The following is a 15,723-nucleotide window of genomic DNA, read 5'->3' on the forward strand; positions in this document are numbered from 1 at the left end:
AACCCTGCCGACGATCCACCACCGAGATTCAACGACGAGAGCCGCCATGTACGAGCTGTCCCGGGTCCGCCTCTACTCCATCGGCCCAGCCGGTGCGCGCTATGCCGACACCGTGCTCGACCTGCGAGGAGTGGGCGACGTGGTGCCCGACCCCGCGCCCATGCAGGCGGAGTTCTTCCAGGACGAGCCCATCGGCCCGCCCCGCCGCCCCGCGCCCGCCGGGGTGCTCTTCCTGGAGAACGGCGGCGGCAAGTCCGTCCTGCTCAAGCTGATCTTCTCGGTGATGCTGCCCGGCCACCGCAACACCCTCGGCGGCGCCTCCTCCGGCGTCCTGCGCAAGTTCCTCCTCGCCGACGACTGCGGCCACGTCGCCCTGGAGTGGCAGCACGTCCTGACCGGCGAGTGCGTCGTCGTCGGCAAGGTCAGCGAATGGCGCGGCCGGCAGGTCTCCAACGACCCCCGCAAGTTCGCCGAGGCGTGGTACTCCTTCCGCCCCGGCCCCGGCCTCTCCCTCGACAGCCTCCCGGTCGCCGAGTCCACCGCCGTCCGCGCCCCCGTCGAAGGCGCCTCCGGCGCCCAGGGCCGGCGCCGGACCATGAAGGGCTTCCGGGACGCCGTCACCGACGCCGACAAGGCGTACCCGCACCTGGAGGTGCACTGGGAGGAGATCCACGACCGCTGGGTCGAGCACCTCACCGAACTCGGCCTCGACCCCGAACTCTTCCGCTACCAGCGCGAGATGAACGCCGACGAGGGCGAGGCCGCCGGCCTCTTCGCGGTCAAGAAGGACGCCGACTTCACCGACCTCCTGCTGCGCGCCGTCACCGACACCCGGGACACCGACGGCCTCGCCGACCTCGTCGGCGGCTTCGGCAACAAGCTCGGCCGGCGCGCCGAACTGATCGCCGAACGCGACTTCACCGCCGGCTCGGTGGACCTCCTCAACAGGATCGTCGACGCCACCGACACCCGCGCCCGCGCCCGTGACGTCCACGCCGGAGCCGAGCGCCGCACCCGCGCGCTCGCACGCCGGCTGTCCGCACGCGGCGTCCAGGAGCGGGCCCGCGCCGCCGACCTCGCCCAGCGGGTCACCGCCGCCGCCTACGCCGTCACCCACTCCGAGGGCGCCCGCGAGCGCAGCGCCCTCATCGCCGCCGAACTCGCCTTCCAGCACGCCTCCCTGGCCCTCACCGCCGCCGAGAGGTCCGCCGCCGCGCAGAAACGCGAACTCGCCGACGCGCGCACCCTCCACTCCGCCTGGCAGGCCGCCGAGACCGCCCTGCGCCACCGCGCCGCCGCCGACCGCGCCGCCCGCGTGTCCGCCGCGATCCAGGAAGCCGAACGGGACGCCGCCCCGGCGCTCGCCGCCCGCGCCAAGGCCGCCGTCGACCTCGTCCGCGCCCTGCACGCCGCAGCCGAGAGCGCCGAGGCCCTCGCCAACGAGGGCGAGGAACGCTCCGCCGCCCTCCAGGAGGTCAGCGAGACCGCCTACCGGGACAACACCACCGCCGCGACCGAGGCCCAGCGCGCCCGCAGCGAGACCCAGCACCTGCGCCAGCGGCTCACCGAGGTCGAACAGGAGATCACCGAGGCCGTCCGCGCGGGCTGGCTCGACGACAGCTCCCCCGACGCCGACCCGGCGCGCGCCGCCCTCGCCGCCAGCGACGCCGAGAAGAGCGCCGTCGCCGCCTGGGACACCGTCCGCGAGGCCGCCCGCCGCACCGCCGAGACCGCCCGCGAGACCGCCGCCGCCGAATCCCGCGCCGAACTGACCGCGGCCCGCGCCGCCGACGCCTCGACGGCCGCCGGCCGGTCGTACGAAGCCGAGCAGCGGATCGCCGAGGCACTCGCCGCCGAGGAGCGGCTCGCCGAACTCCTCAGCGCCGAACCGCTGTCCGCGGCCGACCTCGACCGCTACGCCGACGAACTCCGCGGCCTCCTCGACGACGCGGTCTCCGCCGCCGAACGCCAGCTCTTCGAACTGCGGACGGCCGCCGCGGACGACTCCCGCATCCTCGGCGCCCTCGGCGACGGCGGCCTGCTGCCGCCCAGCCCCGACGTCCTGGCCACCGTCGAGTTCCTCGGCGAGCACGGCATCCCCGCGCTGCCCGGCTGGCGCTACCTCGCCCAGTCCGTCGACCCCGCCGACCACGCGCGCGTGCTGGGCGCCCGCCCCGAACTCGTCGACGGCGTCATCATCACCGACCCCGGATCGCACGCCCGCGCGCGGGAGGCGCTCTCCGAGGCCGCCCTGCTGCCCCGCTCGACCGTCGCCGTCGGCACCGCCGCCGCCCTGCTGGCACCCACCCCCTCGGTCCAGGACGACAGCGTCTTCCTCGTCCCCCCGAACCCCGCCATGCACGACGAACACGCCGCCGACGAGGAACGGCAGGCCCTGCGCGCCCGCGCCACCGCCCGCGACGAGGAGATCCGCGCGCTCGCCGCCCGGCTCGGCAAGGACCGGGAGCTGTCCGCGCGGCTCGCCTCCTGGCGCACCGGCTGCCCCGCCGGACGGCTCGTCGAGATGGAGCGCGCCGCCGAGGAGGCCCGCGCCTTCGCCGAGGAGGCCGAGGCCGAACTGACCGAGGCGCGCGTCGCCCGCGCGGAGGCCGAGGAGAGCGCCGCCGAGGCCGCCCAGATCCGCGACGAGAAGCAGGAGGCCGCCCAGAAGGCCCGCCGAGCCGCCGACGCCCTCGCCGGACTCGCCTTCCGGCTGCGCGAACGCGCCGGCTGGCAGGTGCGGCTGCGGGAACTCGCCGACGAGGCCACCGAGTCCGAGGCCCGAGCCCAGGCGTGCCTGGAGCGCGCCCGCGCGGCCGACGAGGACCGCCGAGGCGCCCAGCGCGCCGCCGACGACGCCCGCCGCACCGCCCGCGCCCTGCGCGCCGAACGCTCCGAGATCGCCGGCGCCCCCGACGACGTCCCCGTGGCCGACGCCAAGACCCCCGAGACGTCCCTGCCCGCCCTCAGGGAGGCGTACCGCGCCGCCTCGCAGGTGTACGAGAAGGTCGGCGTCGGCGCCGATCTGAGAGCCGAGCAGGCGCGCGCGGAGAGCGACGAGAGCGCCGCCCGCGCCGAACTGGACCGGCTCAGCAACAAGGTCCGCACGCGCGCCGAACAGCTCCTCCAGTCGCCCGACGGCTCCGACGGACCCTCCCGGCAGGCCGCCGCCGCCCGCGCGGAGGAGCTGGTGCAGCTCCTGGAGACCCGCATGTCCACCGCCAGCGAGCAGCTCGGCCGCCTGCGCGGCGAGCACGAACGCCTCGCCCCCGAGGACGGCGAGGCGCACACCGAACTCTCCGAGGAACTCCTCCCGCGCGACGCCGAGCACGCCCAGGCGCTGCTGCGCACGGCCACCACCGAACTCGCCGCCCGCAGCGAGGCGCTCGCGCAGGCCCGGGAGGCACACGCCGAGCTCCTCGACGCCCACCGCTCCGCCGAGGACGGCGCGAGCGGCTTCGACGAGGTCGCCGCACTCCTGCGGGACCTGCTGCGCGAACACGCCTCGGACGACGACCAGGAGACGCCCGAGCCCTACCCCGGCTCCCTGGAGGACGCCCGGACCTCCGCCGCCGAGACCCGGCGCTCCCTGCGCGGCTGCGCGGGCGACCTGTCCGCCGCCGAGGCCGCCGTCCGAGAGGCGAGCGACGTCCTCGTCCGGCACGCCAACTCCACGCGCTACGAACAGGTACGCACGCCCGCGCGCCAGCAGATCCGGGAGCTGCCCGCGTCCGCGCTGCCGGAGCACGCGCAGAAGTGGGCCGAGGCGTTCGCGCCCCGGCTGCGGGTGCTCACCGACGAACTGGCCCAACTGGAGCGCAACCGCGACTCGATCGTCGACCGGCTGCGCGGGCTCGTGGAGTCGGCGCTGGCGACCCTCAGGTCCGCGCAGCGGCTGTCCCGGCTGCCGGAGGGGCTGGGGGAGTGGTCCGGGCAGGAGTTCCTGCGCATCCGCTTCGAGGAGCCCGACCAGGCGACGCTCGCCGAACGGCTCGGGGAGGTCGTCGACGAGGCGACGCGCGCCGCCGTGAAGAAGAACTCCGATCTGCGGCGGGACGGCATGTCCCTGCTGCTGCGCGGGGTCGCCGCCGCTCTCCAGCCCAAGGGCATCGCCGTCGAGATCCTCAAGCCGGACGCTGTGCTGCGCGCCGAGCGGGTGCCCGTCGGGCAGATGGGCGACGTCTTCTCCGGCGGGCAGCTCCTCACCGCCGCCATCGCCCTGTACTGCACGATGGCCGCCCTGCGCTCCAACGACCGGGGCCGCGACAAGCACCGGCACGCCGGGACGCTGTTCCTCGACAACCCGATCGGCCGGGCCAACGCGACGTACCTCCTGGAGCTCCAGCGGGCCGTCTCGGACGCGCTGGGTGTCCAGCTCCTGTACACCACCGGCCTGTTCGACACGACCGCCCTCGCGGAGTTCCCGCTGGTCATCCGGCTCCGCAACGACGCCGACCTGCGGGCCGGGCTGAAGTACATCACCGTCGAGGAGCATCTGCGGCCCGGACTGCCCCGGGAGATCTCCGCCGGGGAGGCCGTGCACACGGAGATCACGGCGACGCGGATGTACAAGCGGCCGGTGCCCAGCGCGTCGTAGGACGCCGCCGCTCGGGAGGACGCCGCCGGTCGGGAGGCGGGGCCGTCGTGCCCCGTCTCCCGTGGCGCTCCCGGGTCCCGGACGGCTCGGGCCGTCCCCGTGTCAGGAGTGGGACAGCTGACCCGCGCCGCCCTTGCGGGCTATTCGCTCCTGCGCGCGCTCCGCCGCGCGGACCTGACGGCGGGCCAGGCGGCGCTCGCGGCGCAGCGCGCGGGCCGTGCTGCTCGGGGCCGAGACGACGCCGTAGCGCTGCTTCCAGACCTGGCGGGTCACCCAGACGTCCAGGGCGGACCAGGTGGCCACGACCGTGCTCACCACGCTGCTGATGACCATCGGGAACGCCAGCCAGGACTCGGCCATGGTGCAGAAGAACGCCACCATCGCCTGGAGCAGCGTCACCGCGATGATCAGGAACGCCCTGACCGCGGCCGTCCGCACCGGGTCGGGCATCCGGGGCCGCTTCGCGGGCTCCTCCACCCACAGCCGGCGCGCCCGCTGTCCCTGTGCCCGGGTCTGACTCTTCTCCGCCGTGCCCATCACGTGTCACACTCCCCACCGCCGGCCGACCCCTTGCCCGGTCCGAAGACCGGGTTCCCCAGTGGCTGCCCGGCTTGCGCTCATTTACGCCGCCGAGGTGCGGCATGCGGCCCATGTGGCCGGTTCCGCTCCCAATTCCCAATGAGTAGGACGAAGAAGACGCCCCGAAGATTCCCAAGCGACGACAAATTCTCGCCAACCCCGGCAGGAAACAGTTTGGCCACGGTCACGCCGCCGACGCCCGATTCATGGCGGCAATCTCCCGCAATGCCCTGACAACTCCCCATGCCCCGGACCTGGAGCGGAAGTTCGGGTTCCGGACCGGTCTTCGAGTTGCCTGTGGGTCGGTAGTAGGCTCGCGGCGTTTGTTGACGCACATCCGTACCCCGGTCAGACGGGGTCCGAGCTGGGGGAGGCCATGCGCTTTCGCGGGAAGTCGATCCGCAGGAAGATCGTGGCGCTTCTCCTCGTGCCGCTGGTGTCGCTGACCGCCGTCTGGGGGTTCGCCACCGTCCTCACCGGACGTGAGGCGGGCCGGCTCTACACCGTCTCCTCCCTGATGGAGAAGGTCGGTTACCCCCTGGAGGACACCGTCCGGGTCATCCAGCAGGAACGCCGCCAGACCCTCGTCTACCTCGCCGACCCCGACGCCGAGAACGCCCTCGCGGCCCTGCGCCGTACACGTTCGGCCACGGACGAGGCGTTCGCCGAGATCCGCGGCAACACCGAGGACCCCGACCTGCGCGACGGCCTCGACAAGGACGACGGCGACGGACTCACCACCGTCCTGGACGCCTTCGACGGCATCGCCAACCTGCGCCGCGGCGTCGAGGACGGCACCGTCACCCGCAGCCAGGCACTCGACCTCTACAACCGGCTGGTCGACCCCTGCTACACACTTCTGGCCAAACTGGACGTCGTCGACAGCGTCGAGATGGACAAGCAGTACCGCGCCCTCGTCTCCGTCGCCCGCGCGCGCGAACTCCTCTCCCGCGAGGACGCCCTGCTCGGCTCCGCCCTCGTCACCGGCAAGCTCGGCCACGAGGAGAGCCGGACCGTCTCCGACCTCCAGGCCCAGCGGCAGGTCATCTACGAGATCAGCCTCCCGCAGCTGCCCGACGCCGAGCAGGAGCGCTACGAGAGCTTCTGGACGGGCGCCGGCACCGCGTCCCTGCGCACCGCCGAGGACGCCGCGATCGACGCGATGGAGAACGGCGGCACCCCCAAGGGCGTCACCGCCCGCAGCTGGGACACCGCGGCCGGCGGCGTCCTCGAACAGCTCGGCACCCTCGACGAACAGGCCAACGACCGCTACCAGGACCGGGTCCGCCCGGTCGCCGTCGGGGTCATCGTCCAGGCCGTCGTCGCCGGGGTGTTCGGCCTGATCGCGCTCCTGCTCTCGCTCTTCCTGTCGGTGCGCATCGGCCGCGCCCTCATCCGCGACCTGCGCCAGCTGCGCCTGGACGCCCACGAGGCGTCCGCCGTACGGCTGCCCAGCGTGATGCGCCGCCTCTCCGTCGGCGAACAGGTGGACGTGGAGACCGAGGTCCCCCACCTGGAGTACGACAGGAACGAGATCGGCGAGGTCGGCCAGGCCCTCAACACCCTCCAGCGGGCCGCCGTCGAGGCCGCCGTCAAACAGGCCGAACTGCGCTCCGGCGTCTCCGAGGTCTTCGTCAACCTCGCCCGCCGCAGCCAGGTCCTCCTGCACAAGCAGCTCACCCTCCTCGACACCATGGAACGCCGTACCGAGGACACGGAAGAGCTCGCGGACCTGTTCCGCCTCGACCACCTCACCACCCGCATGCGCCGGCACGCCGAGGGCCTCGTCATCCTCTCGGGCGCCGCGCCCTCCCGGCAGTGGCGCAAACCCATCCAGCTGATGGACATCGTCCGCGCGGCCGTCGCCGAGGTCGAGGACTACGAGCGCATCGAGGTCCGCCGGCTGCCCCGGATCGCCGTCACCGGCCCGGCCGTCGCCGACCTCACCCACCTCGTCGCCGAACTCCTGGAGAACGCCACGGTGTTCTCCCCGCCGCACACCGCGGTCCAGGTGCTCGGCGAGCGCGTCGCCAACGGCTTCACCCTGGAGATCCACGACCGGGGCCTCGGCATGGCCCCGGAGGCGCTCCTGGACGCCAACCTGAGGCTCGCCGAGACCCCCGAGTTCGAACTCTCCGACACCGACCGGCTCGGCCTGTTCGTCGTCAGCCGGCTCGCCCAGCGGCAGAACGTCCGCGTCTCCCTCCAGACCTCGCCCTACGGCGGCACGACAGCCGTCGTGTTCATCCCGGACGCCCTCCTCACCGACGACGTCCCGGACACCAACGGCATCGGCTTCCGCCTCGACCGGCCGCGCACCCCCAGGGACAAGAAGCAGCTCCCGGTCCAGCTCCCCGGGATGCCGGCGCCCGTCCTGGACGGCCCGGTCGAACTGGAGGCCCCGGTGGGCCTCGACCCCCTGGGCTTCCCGCTCGCCGAGGACGACGACGCCCTCTTCCACCGCCGCCGCCCCGGGATCGAGCCCGTCACCGAGCTGCCCTCGCGCCGTACGCCGAAGCTGGTCAGCTCGCACGGCCGCCCCGTGGGCGACGACCCGCGCGCGCGGGACGACGACAACGGCCGCCCGGCGTCCCTCGCGTCCCCCTGGGACCAGGGCGCCGCCGACTCCCTCACCCCGCTGCCCTCGCGCCGCAGGGGCGCCTCCAGCCATGTGCCGCGCGCGGGGGAGGAGCCCGCGCCGTCCGCCCCGGGCCGTGCCCCTGAGGCCGCCCAGGGTCGTCTCCAGGGCTTCGGCGAGGCCCCCGGGCAGCGCCGCCCCGAGGCCGTCCCCGGCACGGGCCCGCTCCCGCGCCGCGTCCGCCAGGCCAACCTGGCCCCACAGCTCCGCCAGGGACCGTCGCCGCGCGCAGAGGAGCGGACCGACCTCGCCGACCGCGACGCCGACCAGGTACGCAACCGCATGGCCTCGCTCCAGCGCGGCTGGCAGCGCGGGCGCGAGGAGAACGCCGAGGGCGACGACGCCTACGGCACAGCACCACGAGGAACGACTAAGGGGGACGGTCGATGACCGCACCGAAGACGCCCGGCCACACGACCGAGCAGCGCGAGCTGAACTGGCTCCTCGACGAGCTCGTCGGCCGCGTCGCCAGCATCCGCAAGGCCGTCGTGCTCTCCGGGGACGGCCTGCCCACCGGGGTCTCCCAGGACCTCACCCGGGAGGACAGCGAGCACCTCGCCGCCGTCGCCTCCGGCTTCCACAGCCTCGCCAAGGGTGTCGGCCGGCACTTCGACGCGGGCAGTGTCCGCCAGACCCTCGTCGAGCTGGACGACGCCTTCCTGTTCGTCACCGCCGCCGGCGACGGCAGCTGCCTCGCGGTCCTCGCGGACGCCGACTCCGACGTCGGCCAGGTCGCCTACGAGATGACCCTGCTGGTCAAGCGTGTCGGCGTGCACCTCGGGACCGCGCCGCGCACCGACCTGCCGTCCGGCGGGCCAGTGGGATGACATGAGCACAGACGGTCAGGGAACTCACCACTGGTTCGACGACGAGGCGGGCCCGGTCGTCCGTCCGTACGCCATGACGCGCGGACGCACCACCAGCCCCGGGCAGCACCGCCTCGACCTCATCGCCGTGGTCGTCGCCGAACCCGACGCGGGCGACCCTGAGGACGACCACACGCTCTCCCCGGAGCACGTGGACATCGTCGGACTGTGCCGCACGGCTCCCCAGTCGGTCGCGGAACTCGCGGCCGAACTCGACCTGCCCGTCGGCGTGGTGCGGGTGCTCGTCGGGGACCTCGTGGACAAGAAGTTCGTCCACGTGAATCGTCCGGTGCCCCCCGCCGAGCTTCCGGACGAGAGTATTCTGCGCGACGTGATCAACGGCCTCCGTGCGCTGTGAACAGTGCGGGAACAACGGGGTGAGCGTGTGAGCAGGCAGCCGTGGAAGGACCGGGGGACCACCGGGTCCGCCCGCCCCGCGCCGCGCCGCCCGCACGCCCCGCCACCCCGCGAGCCGCTGTCGGAGAACCCCCCGAGGTCCTCCGGCACGGCCCCCGCGCGCGGGCGCCACACCCCCTCCCCGGCCCCGCTCGGCTTACCGGTCCACACTTCTCCACAACTCCTGTACGGTTCCGGAACCGCCCTCCCGCGCGCGTGCGTCGTACAGACGCGGCGCAGACCGTCCGGCGCAGCCGCCCCCGGAACCCCGCGACGGCCCTCGGCCCGTCCGCACCCCCCTTCCGCACCGTCGTCGGACCCGGCGGCGGCGAGAGACCCGGCGGCGCGGACCAGGGCCGACCGCCTCCCCCCAATCCCAGCAAGCAGGAGAAGTGAACGATGATCTTCGGGCGTTCTGAGCGCGGGAAGCCGCCGGTCGAGCCCGTCACGCTCAAGATCCTGGTCGCCGGCGGCTTCGGCGTCGGCAAGACCACCCTCGTGGGCTCGGTCAGCGAGATCAGACCGCTGCGCACCGAGGAGATCCTCACCGAGGCGGGCCGCCCGGTCGACGACACCACCGGGGTGGAGAGCAAGAACACCACCACCGTCGCCATGGACTTCGGGCGCATCACCCTGCGCGAGGACCTCACCCTGTACCTGTTCGGGACGCCCGGCCAGGAGCGGTTCTGGTTCATGTGGGACGAGCTGACCGAGGGCGCCCTCGGCGCGGTGGTCCTCGCGGACACCCGCCGCCTGGAGGACTGCTTCGCCGCCGTCGACTACTTCGAGCGGCGCTCCATACCGTTCATCATCGGCGTCAACTGCTTCGAGGGGGCGGCCCGTTACCCGGTCGAGGCGGTCCGCCAGGCGCTCGACCTGGACGACGGCATCCCGGTGCTGCTGTGCGACGCGCGCGACCGGCGCTCGGTCAAGGACATCCTCGTCGGGGTCGTCCAGCACGCGATGGACTTCGGGACGCGCCGCCGGCACACAGTAGGTACCTGAGCGTCGCGGCGCGGGGGCGAGACCAGGGGGGCGCGTCCCGGGGGGAGCATTCCGGGGTGTGTCCCGGGGGGTGCGGCCCGTACCCCCGCCGACCGGGGTACGGGCCGCGGCTCGTGAGCGGGCGTCAGCCCGCCGGCCAGCCCAGGCTCCGGTCCACCGCGCGCAGCCAGTTGGCGTGCTCGCGGTCCCGGATGGACGCCTCCATGGCCGGAGTCCACCGCGCGTCCTCGCGCCAGTGCGCCCGCAGCTCGTCGAGGCCGCTCCAGACACCGGTGGCGAGTCCGGCCGCGTACGCCGCCCCCAGGCACGTCGTCTCGGAGACGCGGGGCCGGATCACCGGGACGTCCAGGACGTCCGCCTGGTGCTGCATCAGCAGCCCGTTGCGGGTCATCCCGCCGTCCACCTTCAGGGACGTGAGCCGCACCCCGGAGTCCTGGTGCATGGCGTCCACGACCTCGCGCGTCTGCCAGCTCGTCGCCTCCAGCACCGCGCGCGCGAGATGTGCCTTCGTGACGTACCGGGTGAGGCCGGTGACGACCCCGCGCGCGTCGGAACGCCAGTACGGCGCGAACAGCCCCGAGAAGGCGGGGACGATGTAGGCGCCCCCGTTGTCCTCGACGCTCGCCGCGAGGGGCTCGATCTCGTCCGCGCCGCCGACGATGCCGAGCTGGTCGCGGAACCACTGGACTAGCGCGCCCGTGATCGCGATCGAGCCCTCCAGACAGTAGACGGGTGCTTCGTCGCCGATTTTGTAACCGAGTGTCGTCAGCAGCCCGTGCTTCGACGGCACCGGGCGGCCCCCGGTGTTGAGCAGCAGGAAGCTCCCGGTGCCGTAGGTGTTCTTCGCGTCGCCCGGGTCGTAGCACGCCTGCCCGAAGACGGCCGCGTGCTGGTCGCCCAGCGCGGCGGCGACCGGGACGCCCGCGAGGGGGCCCACCGCGGTCCCGTACACCTCGGCCGAGGAGCGGATCTCCGGGAGGACGGCTTCGGGGACGTCCATCGCGGCCAGGACCGCGGGGTCCCACCGGAGGGTCTCCAGGTTCATCAGCATGGTCCGGCCGGCGTTGGTGACGTCGGTGACGTGCCGGCCGCCGTCGACGCCTCCGGTGAGGTTCCAGATCAGCCAGGAGTCGATCGTCCCGAACGCGATCTCGCCGCGTTCCGCGCGGGCGCGCAGCCCCGGGACGTGCTCCAGCAGCCAGGCGACCTTGGGGCCCGAGAAGTAGCTCGCGAGCGGCAGTCCGGTGCGGTCGCGGAAGCGGTCCTGGCCGTCCGTGCCGCCGAGTTCGGCGCACAGGCCGGCGGTGCGGGTGTCCTGCCAGACGATCGCGTTGTGCACGGGGCGGCCCGTGAGACGGTCCCACAGGACGGTCGTCTCGCGCTGGTTGGTGATCCCCAGGGCCGCGATCCGGTCGGCCCCGAGCCCCGCCCTGGCGAGCGCCCCGGCGACCACCGCCTGAGTCTTCGCCCAGATCTCCGCCGCGTCGTGCTCCACCCAGCCGGGCTTCGGGAAGATCTGCCGGTGCTCCCGCTGCTCGACGGCCACGATCCCGCCGTCGTGGTCGAAGAGGATGCAGCGGGTGGAGGTGGTGCCCTGGTCGATGGCGGCGACGTACCGGGGGGCGGTGTCGGTCATGGCCGCCTCCTTGAGAGAGGGGCGGAGTGCGGTGTGATGATCAGACGTGACGCCGAGTCACGAATGTTCCGGACGGCCGGAAATTCCTCCGGCACCACCCTGCCGACGACCTCGCCGCCGACCGTCTCTCCGCTGCTCATGGCATCTCCCGGGCCTGTCCGGGACGACCGGTCCCGGTGCTCCGTGCCTGGCCGCGCCGCGACAGGGCTCCCGCTCCCCGCCCGACGCCCGTGACGAGCGTGCCGTCGCCGCCGCCACGGAGGGGTGCCCCCGGTACGGCATGCCGGGATACGCCGAGAATGTGCGGCGTTGTCGGCCGACACCGGGAAGTTTTCACCGCCCCTGAGGGACCGTCAAGAAGGCCGGCACCGCCGGATACGGCGACCCCTCGTCCGCCAACCCCCCGAACACCGACCCGAGTTCACCCCGCGACACCGACCGTGAAAACGGACGGGTACGACGCCGGCGTGGACGTTTCGCGCGAGGCGCCGGGGGAAGCGGGCCGCCTCGGCCCCGTACCCGCCCGCCCCCTACCCGCCCCGCTCGCGCCCGGCCCCGCCCCCCTCACCCCACCCCGTGCTCCACCCCCACCGGCGCCGACCCCCGCCGCACCGCGTACCCCGCGAACCCCGCCCGCCCGACGACCCAGCTGGCCCCGTGGAGGCTCTTGGCGGCCTTCTTGAGGGGCGCGAGGTGAGCGGCGGTGTCCCGGTGGTCGGCGACGCTGCCGGGGGCGCACAGGACCGTGGAGAGCGACAGGGTGACCGGACGGCCGCCCGCCGACCAGGGGGCGTCCAGGACGGACAGGGCGAGCGCGTCGAGGAGTTCGGGTTCGGTGAGGACGAGGAAGTCGTCGCCGCCGATGTGCCCCACGCGCGTGGAGCCCGTCGCCGCCCGCTGGAGGGCCCGCCCGACCGACCGGATCAGCTCGTCGCCGGCCGCGAACCCCGCCCCGTCGTTGACCTGTTTGAAGTGGTCGATGTCCAGCCAGCTCAGCGCGAACCCGCGCCCGGCGGCGATCCGCCGGTCCACCTCCCCGGTGATCGCGTCCGAACCCGGCAGCCGGGTCAGCGGATTGAGCCCGGCGGCCTCCTCCACCCGCGTCTCGGCGAGCGCCCGCAACAGATCCGCGAGCCGTACGACGCCCACACAGCGCCCCGCGCGGTCGACGACAGCGACGTCGTCCGAGGCCCGGTCCGTCCCGCCGACGGCGACGACGTCGAGCACCTCCCAGGCGGTCGCGTCGACACCCACGACGCGCGGCGGGTCGCCCAGCTTCGCGGCGGGCCGGTCCGCGTACAGGGCGTGCCCGTACCGGCCGGACATGCTCAGCAGGAACCGCGACCGGTGCACCGAGCGCACCGGCGTCCCCGCGCGGTCCACGAGCAGCACCCCGGACACCTCCGGCGACCCGGTCAGCAGCGCCCGCACCTGCCCGGCCGACGCGGTCGCCGGCAGCAGCGCGGCGGGCCGCACGAACTCCCGCACCGACGGCCCCGACCGGGGCGCGGACGCCTCGCCGAGGGGGCGCGGCGGCAGGTACACGTCCGCGACGGGCAGCCGTGAGGGCGGTGCGAACAGCTCGCCCTGCGCCCACTGCGCGCCCGCCGTGAGCGCCGTCTCGTACTGCCGCTCGGTCTCCACGCCCTCCACCGCCAGCAGCGCCTTCAGTTCGTCGCACAGGGTCCGCATCGCGCGGACGGCGGCCGGGCGCGCCAGCAGCGACGCGTCCAGTTTCAGCAGGTCCGGCGCGAGGTCCACGAGCAGCCGCAGCGGTACGTCGCCGTCCCCGACCCCGTCCACCGCGACCCGGAACCCCAGTTCGCGCAGCGCGCCCACGGCCTCCAGCAGCGCCGCGCGCGGCACGTGCGTGTGCGGCGGGACGATGTCCAGGGTGACCTCCCAGGGCAGCCGCCCGGCCTGCCGTACGGCGTCGTGTACCGGGGTGAGTCCGCCGAGGTCGGCGAGGGTGCCCGCGAACACGTTGACGTGCAGGGGCAGCAGCGTCTCCCGGTGCGCGGCGGCCCGGACCGCGGACACGGCGAGCCGGACGTCGAGTTCGGGGTCGCGCCTGGCCTCGGCGAGGACGTCGCCGCCCTCGGGGCGGGCGAGCACCTCCAATGCGGCCACGGACCCGGTGGTGAGGTTGACCACCGGCTGGAAGGCGAACCGGAGAGTATCCGTCCAGAGGCTCACGGCAGCATGATGACGTGCCCGGCGCGCGCCCGCGCGCAGTTCATGAGACGTTCACGCGGGTTTCCGGCCATTTCGCGCCCCCTCCAGGGCACCGGGGGCCCGTCCCGCCCCGCGCACACCCTCACCGCACCACGACCACCGCCGACCCGTGCCCGAACAGCCCCTGGTTCGCGGTGATCCCCACGCGCGCGCCCGCCACCTGCCGCCCGCCCGCCTCGCCCCTCAACTGCCAGGTCAGCTCGCACACCTGGGCGATCGCCTGGGCCGGCACCGCCTCCCCGAAGGACGCCAGCCCACCGCTGACGTTCACCGGCGTACGGCCGCCGAGCGCCGTCGCCCCGTCCCGCAGCAGTTTGGCTCCCTCGCCCTCGCCGCACAGCCCGAGGTCCTCGTACCACTGGATCTCCAGAGCCGTCGACAGGTCGTACACCTCCGCCAGCGACAGGTCCTCCGGTCCGATGCCGGCCTCCTCGTACGCGGCGTGCGCGATGGCCGCCCGCAGGGGCTCTCCGGAGGGCTCGGCGCCGGCGGCGGAGTCGGTGGCGATGTCCGGGAGGTCGAGGACCTGGACGGGGTAGCGGGGCGTCACCGTCGACACCGCGCGGATACGGACCGGCTCGGGCGTCCCGCGCCCGCGCGCGAACTCGACGCCGGCCAGCACGACGGCCGCCCCGCCGTCCGAGGTGGCGCAGATGTCCAGCAGACGCAGCGGATCGGCGACCACGGGGGAGGCGGCGACCTCCTCGGGCGTCACCCGCGCGCGGTAGCGGGCGTTCGGGTTCAGCGCGCCCAGGGCCGCGTTCTTCACCTTGACCCGGGCGAAGTCCGCCAGGGTGTCGCCGTACACCGCCATGCGCCTGCGCGCGTACAGGCCGAAGTACGCCGGGTTCGTCGCCCCGAGGAGCCGGAAGCGCAGCCAGTCCGGGTCGTCGGGCCGGTCACCCCCGGCGGGGCGGAAGAACCCCTTGGGGGCGGCGTCCGCGCCCACCACCAGGACCACCCGGGAGAGCCCGGCGAGAATCCTCGCGCGCGCCACGTCGATCGCCTGCGCCCCGGACGCGCACGCCGCGTACACGCTCGTCACGCGCGCGCCCTGGCGGCCCAGCGCCCGCGCGAACGTCGCCCCCGCGACGAACCCCGGGTAGCCGCCCCGCACGGTGTCCGCGCCGACCACCGCGTCCACGTCCCGCCAGTCGAGGCCCGCGTCCGCGAGCGCCGCCCGCGCGGCCGTCACGCCGTACTCGGTGAAGCCGCGCCCCCACTTGCCCCAGGGGTGCATCCCCACGCCGAGCACCGCCACCTCCGCCGTCATCCGGTCACCTCCACCGGCCGCCAGTTCCACGTCGTCCACACCGTCCCGGGGTCTTCCGGGTCCTCGCCCAGCACCCCGGGCACCACCTCGACCTCCATGCCCACCGCCAGCTCCCCGGCCCCCACCCCGGGCGCCGCCTGCCCCAGCACCACCATCCGCTCCGCCGCCAGCTCTACCGCGACCAACGCGTATGGCTCCCACGGAAGTTCCCGGTCGCTCACATAGGGTGACGGCGGCCGGTAGCGGCAGTCGGTGTACGACCACACCCGCCCGCGCCGCGACAGCGCCACCTCGACCAGTACCGCCGGTTCACCGCCCCCGCAGCCGGGGTTGCGGCAGTGGACGTCCTCCCGGGGGAAGTACACCGACGCGCAGGCCGCGCAGCGCGTCCCGAGCAGCCTGAAGTCGTCCCCGTCCCCGGTGAACCAGCCGTCCACCGCGGGCCTGCGCACGCGTGCCACGAGGCCTCCCCGCACCGAGATCTGACGGAACGTCAGG

The 15,723-nt window shown here is 74.3% G+C and carries 9 protein-coding genes and 1 pseudogene; 5 read left to right on the forward strand and 5 right to left on the reverse strand.

The annotated features are described in order from the left end of the window. Nucleotides 1-46: 46 nt before the first annotated feature. Nucleotides 47-4,597 (forward strand): hypothetical protein, encoded by a 4,551-nt coding sequence (locus tag ABZX85_RS48115; RefSeq protein WP_355884645.1) that lies wholly within the window; start codon nucleotides 47-49, stop codon nucleotides 4,595-4,597. Between the two features lie 102 nt (nucleotides 4,598-4,699). Here the strand turns inward: ABZX85_RS48115 and ABZX85_RS48120 are convergent. Continuing rightward, nucleotides 4,700-5,080, reverse strand: a pseudogene (locus tag ABZX85_RS48120) (hypothetical protein); the annotation flags it as partial. Nucleotides 5,081-5,552: 472 nt separating this feature from the next. Between ABZX85_RS48120 and ABZX85_RS48125 the strand changes: the two are divergent. The 4 genes from ABZX85_RS48125 (at nucleotide 5,553) to ABZX85_RS48140 (ending at nucleotide 10,081) form a co-directional block, all read left to right on the forward strand. Further along, a complete protein-coding gene (locus tag ABZX85_RS48125; RefSeq protein WP_355884647.1) occupies nucleotides 5,553-8,204 on the forward strand; it encodes a nitrate- and nitrite sensing domain-containing protein in 2,652 nt (883 codons plus the stop codon). Further along, nucleotides 8,201-8,641: a roadblock/LC7 domain-containing protein gene (locus ABZX85_RS48130; protein WP_355884649.1), complete on the forward strand. Its 441-nt coding sequence runs from the start codon at nucleotides 8,201-8,203 to the stop codon at nucleotides 8,639-8,641. Before ABZX85_RS48125 ends, ABZX85_RS48130 begins: the two co-directional genes overlap by 4 nt. Before the next feature lies 1 nt (nucleotide 8,642). After that, nucleotides 8,643-9,038 (forward strand): DUF742 domain-containing protein, encoded by a 396-nt coding sequence (locus ABZX85_RS48135; protein WP_355884651.1) that lies wholly within the window; start codon nucleotides 8,643-8,645, stop codon nucleotides 9,036-9,038. 437 nt (nucleotides 9,039-9,475) lie between these two features. Next, nucleotides 9,476-10,081, forward strand: coding sequence for an ATP/GTP-binding protein (locus ABZX85_RS48140; protein WP_355884653.1), 606 nt, complete (start codon nucleotides 9,476-9,478; stop codon nucleotides 10,079-10,081). 124 nt (nucleotides 10,082-10,205) lie between these two features. Here the strand turns inward: ABZX85_RS48140 and glpK are convergent, their stop codons facing one another. The 4 genes from glpK to ABZX85_RS48160 all read right to left on the reverse strand — a co-directional run bounded on the left by glpK (nucleotide 10,206) and on the right by ABZX85_RS48160 (nucleotide 15,677). Then, entirely contained in the window at nucleotides 10,206-11,717 is a 1,512-nt protein-coding gene (glpK, locus tag ABZX85_RS48145) for a glycerol kinase GlpK (RefSeq protein ID WP_355884655.1), read from the reverse strand. Between the two features lie 564 nt (nucleotides 11,718-12,281). Then, nucleotides 12,282-13,913, reverse strand: a complete 1,632-nt coding sequence (locus ABZX85_RS48150; protein WP_355884657.1) for a GGDEF domain-containing protein — start codon at nucleotides 13,911-13,913, stop codon at nucleotides 12,282-12,284. 121 nt (nucleotides 13,914-14,034) lie between these two features. Further along, the gene (locus ABZX85_RS48155) at nucleotides 14,035-15,225 is read right to left on the reverse strand and encodes a lipid-transfer protein (protein WP_355884659.1); all 1,191 of its coding nucleotides are present in this window, start codon (nucleotides 15,223-15,225) and stop codon (nucleotides 14,035-14,037) included. Beyond that, nucleotides 15,222-15,677, reverse strand: a complete 456-nt coding sequence (locus ABZX85_RS48160; RefSeq protein ID WP_355884680.1) for a zinc ribbon domain-containing protein — start codon at nucleotides 15,675-15,677, stop codon at nucleotides 15,222-15,224. Before ABZX85_RS48160 ends, ABZX85_RS48155 begins: the two co-directional genes overlap by 4 nt. Nucleotides 15,678-15,723 lie beyond the last annotated feature (46 nt).

Source organism: Streptomyces sp. NPDC004539 (assembly GCF_040610055.1).
Taxonomy (GTDB): Bacteria; Actinomycetota; Actinomycetes; order Streptomycetales; family Streptomycetaceae; genus Streptomyces.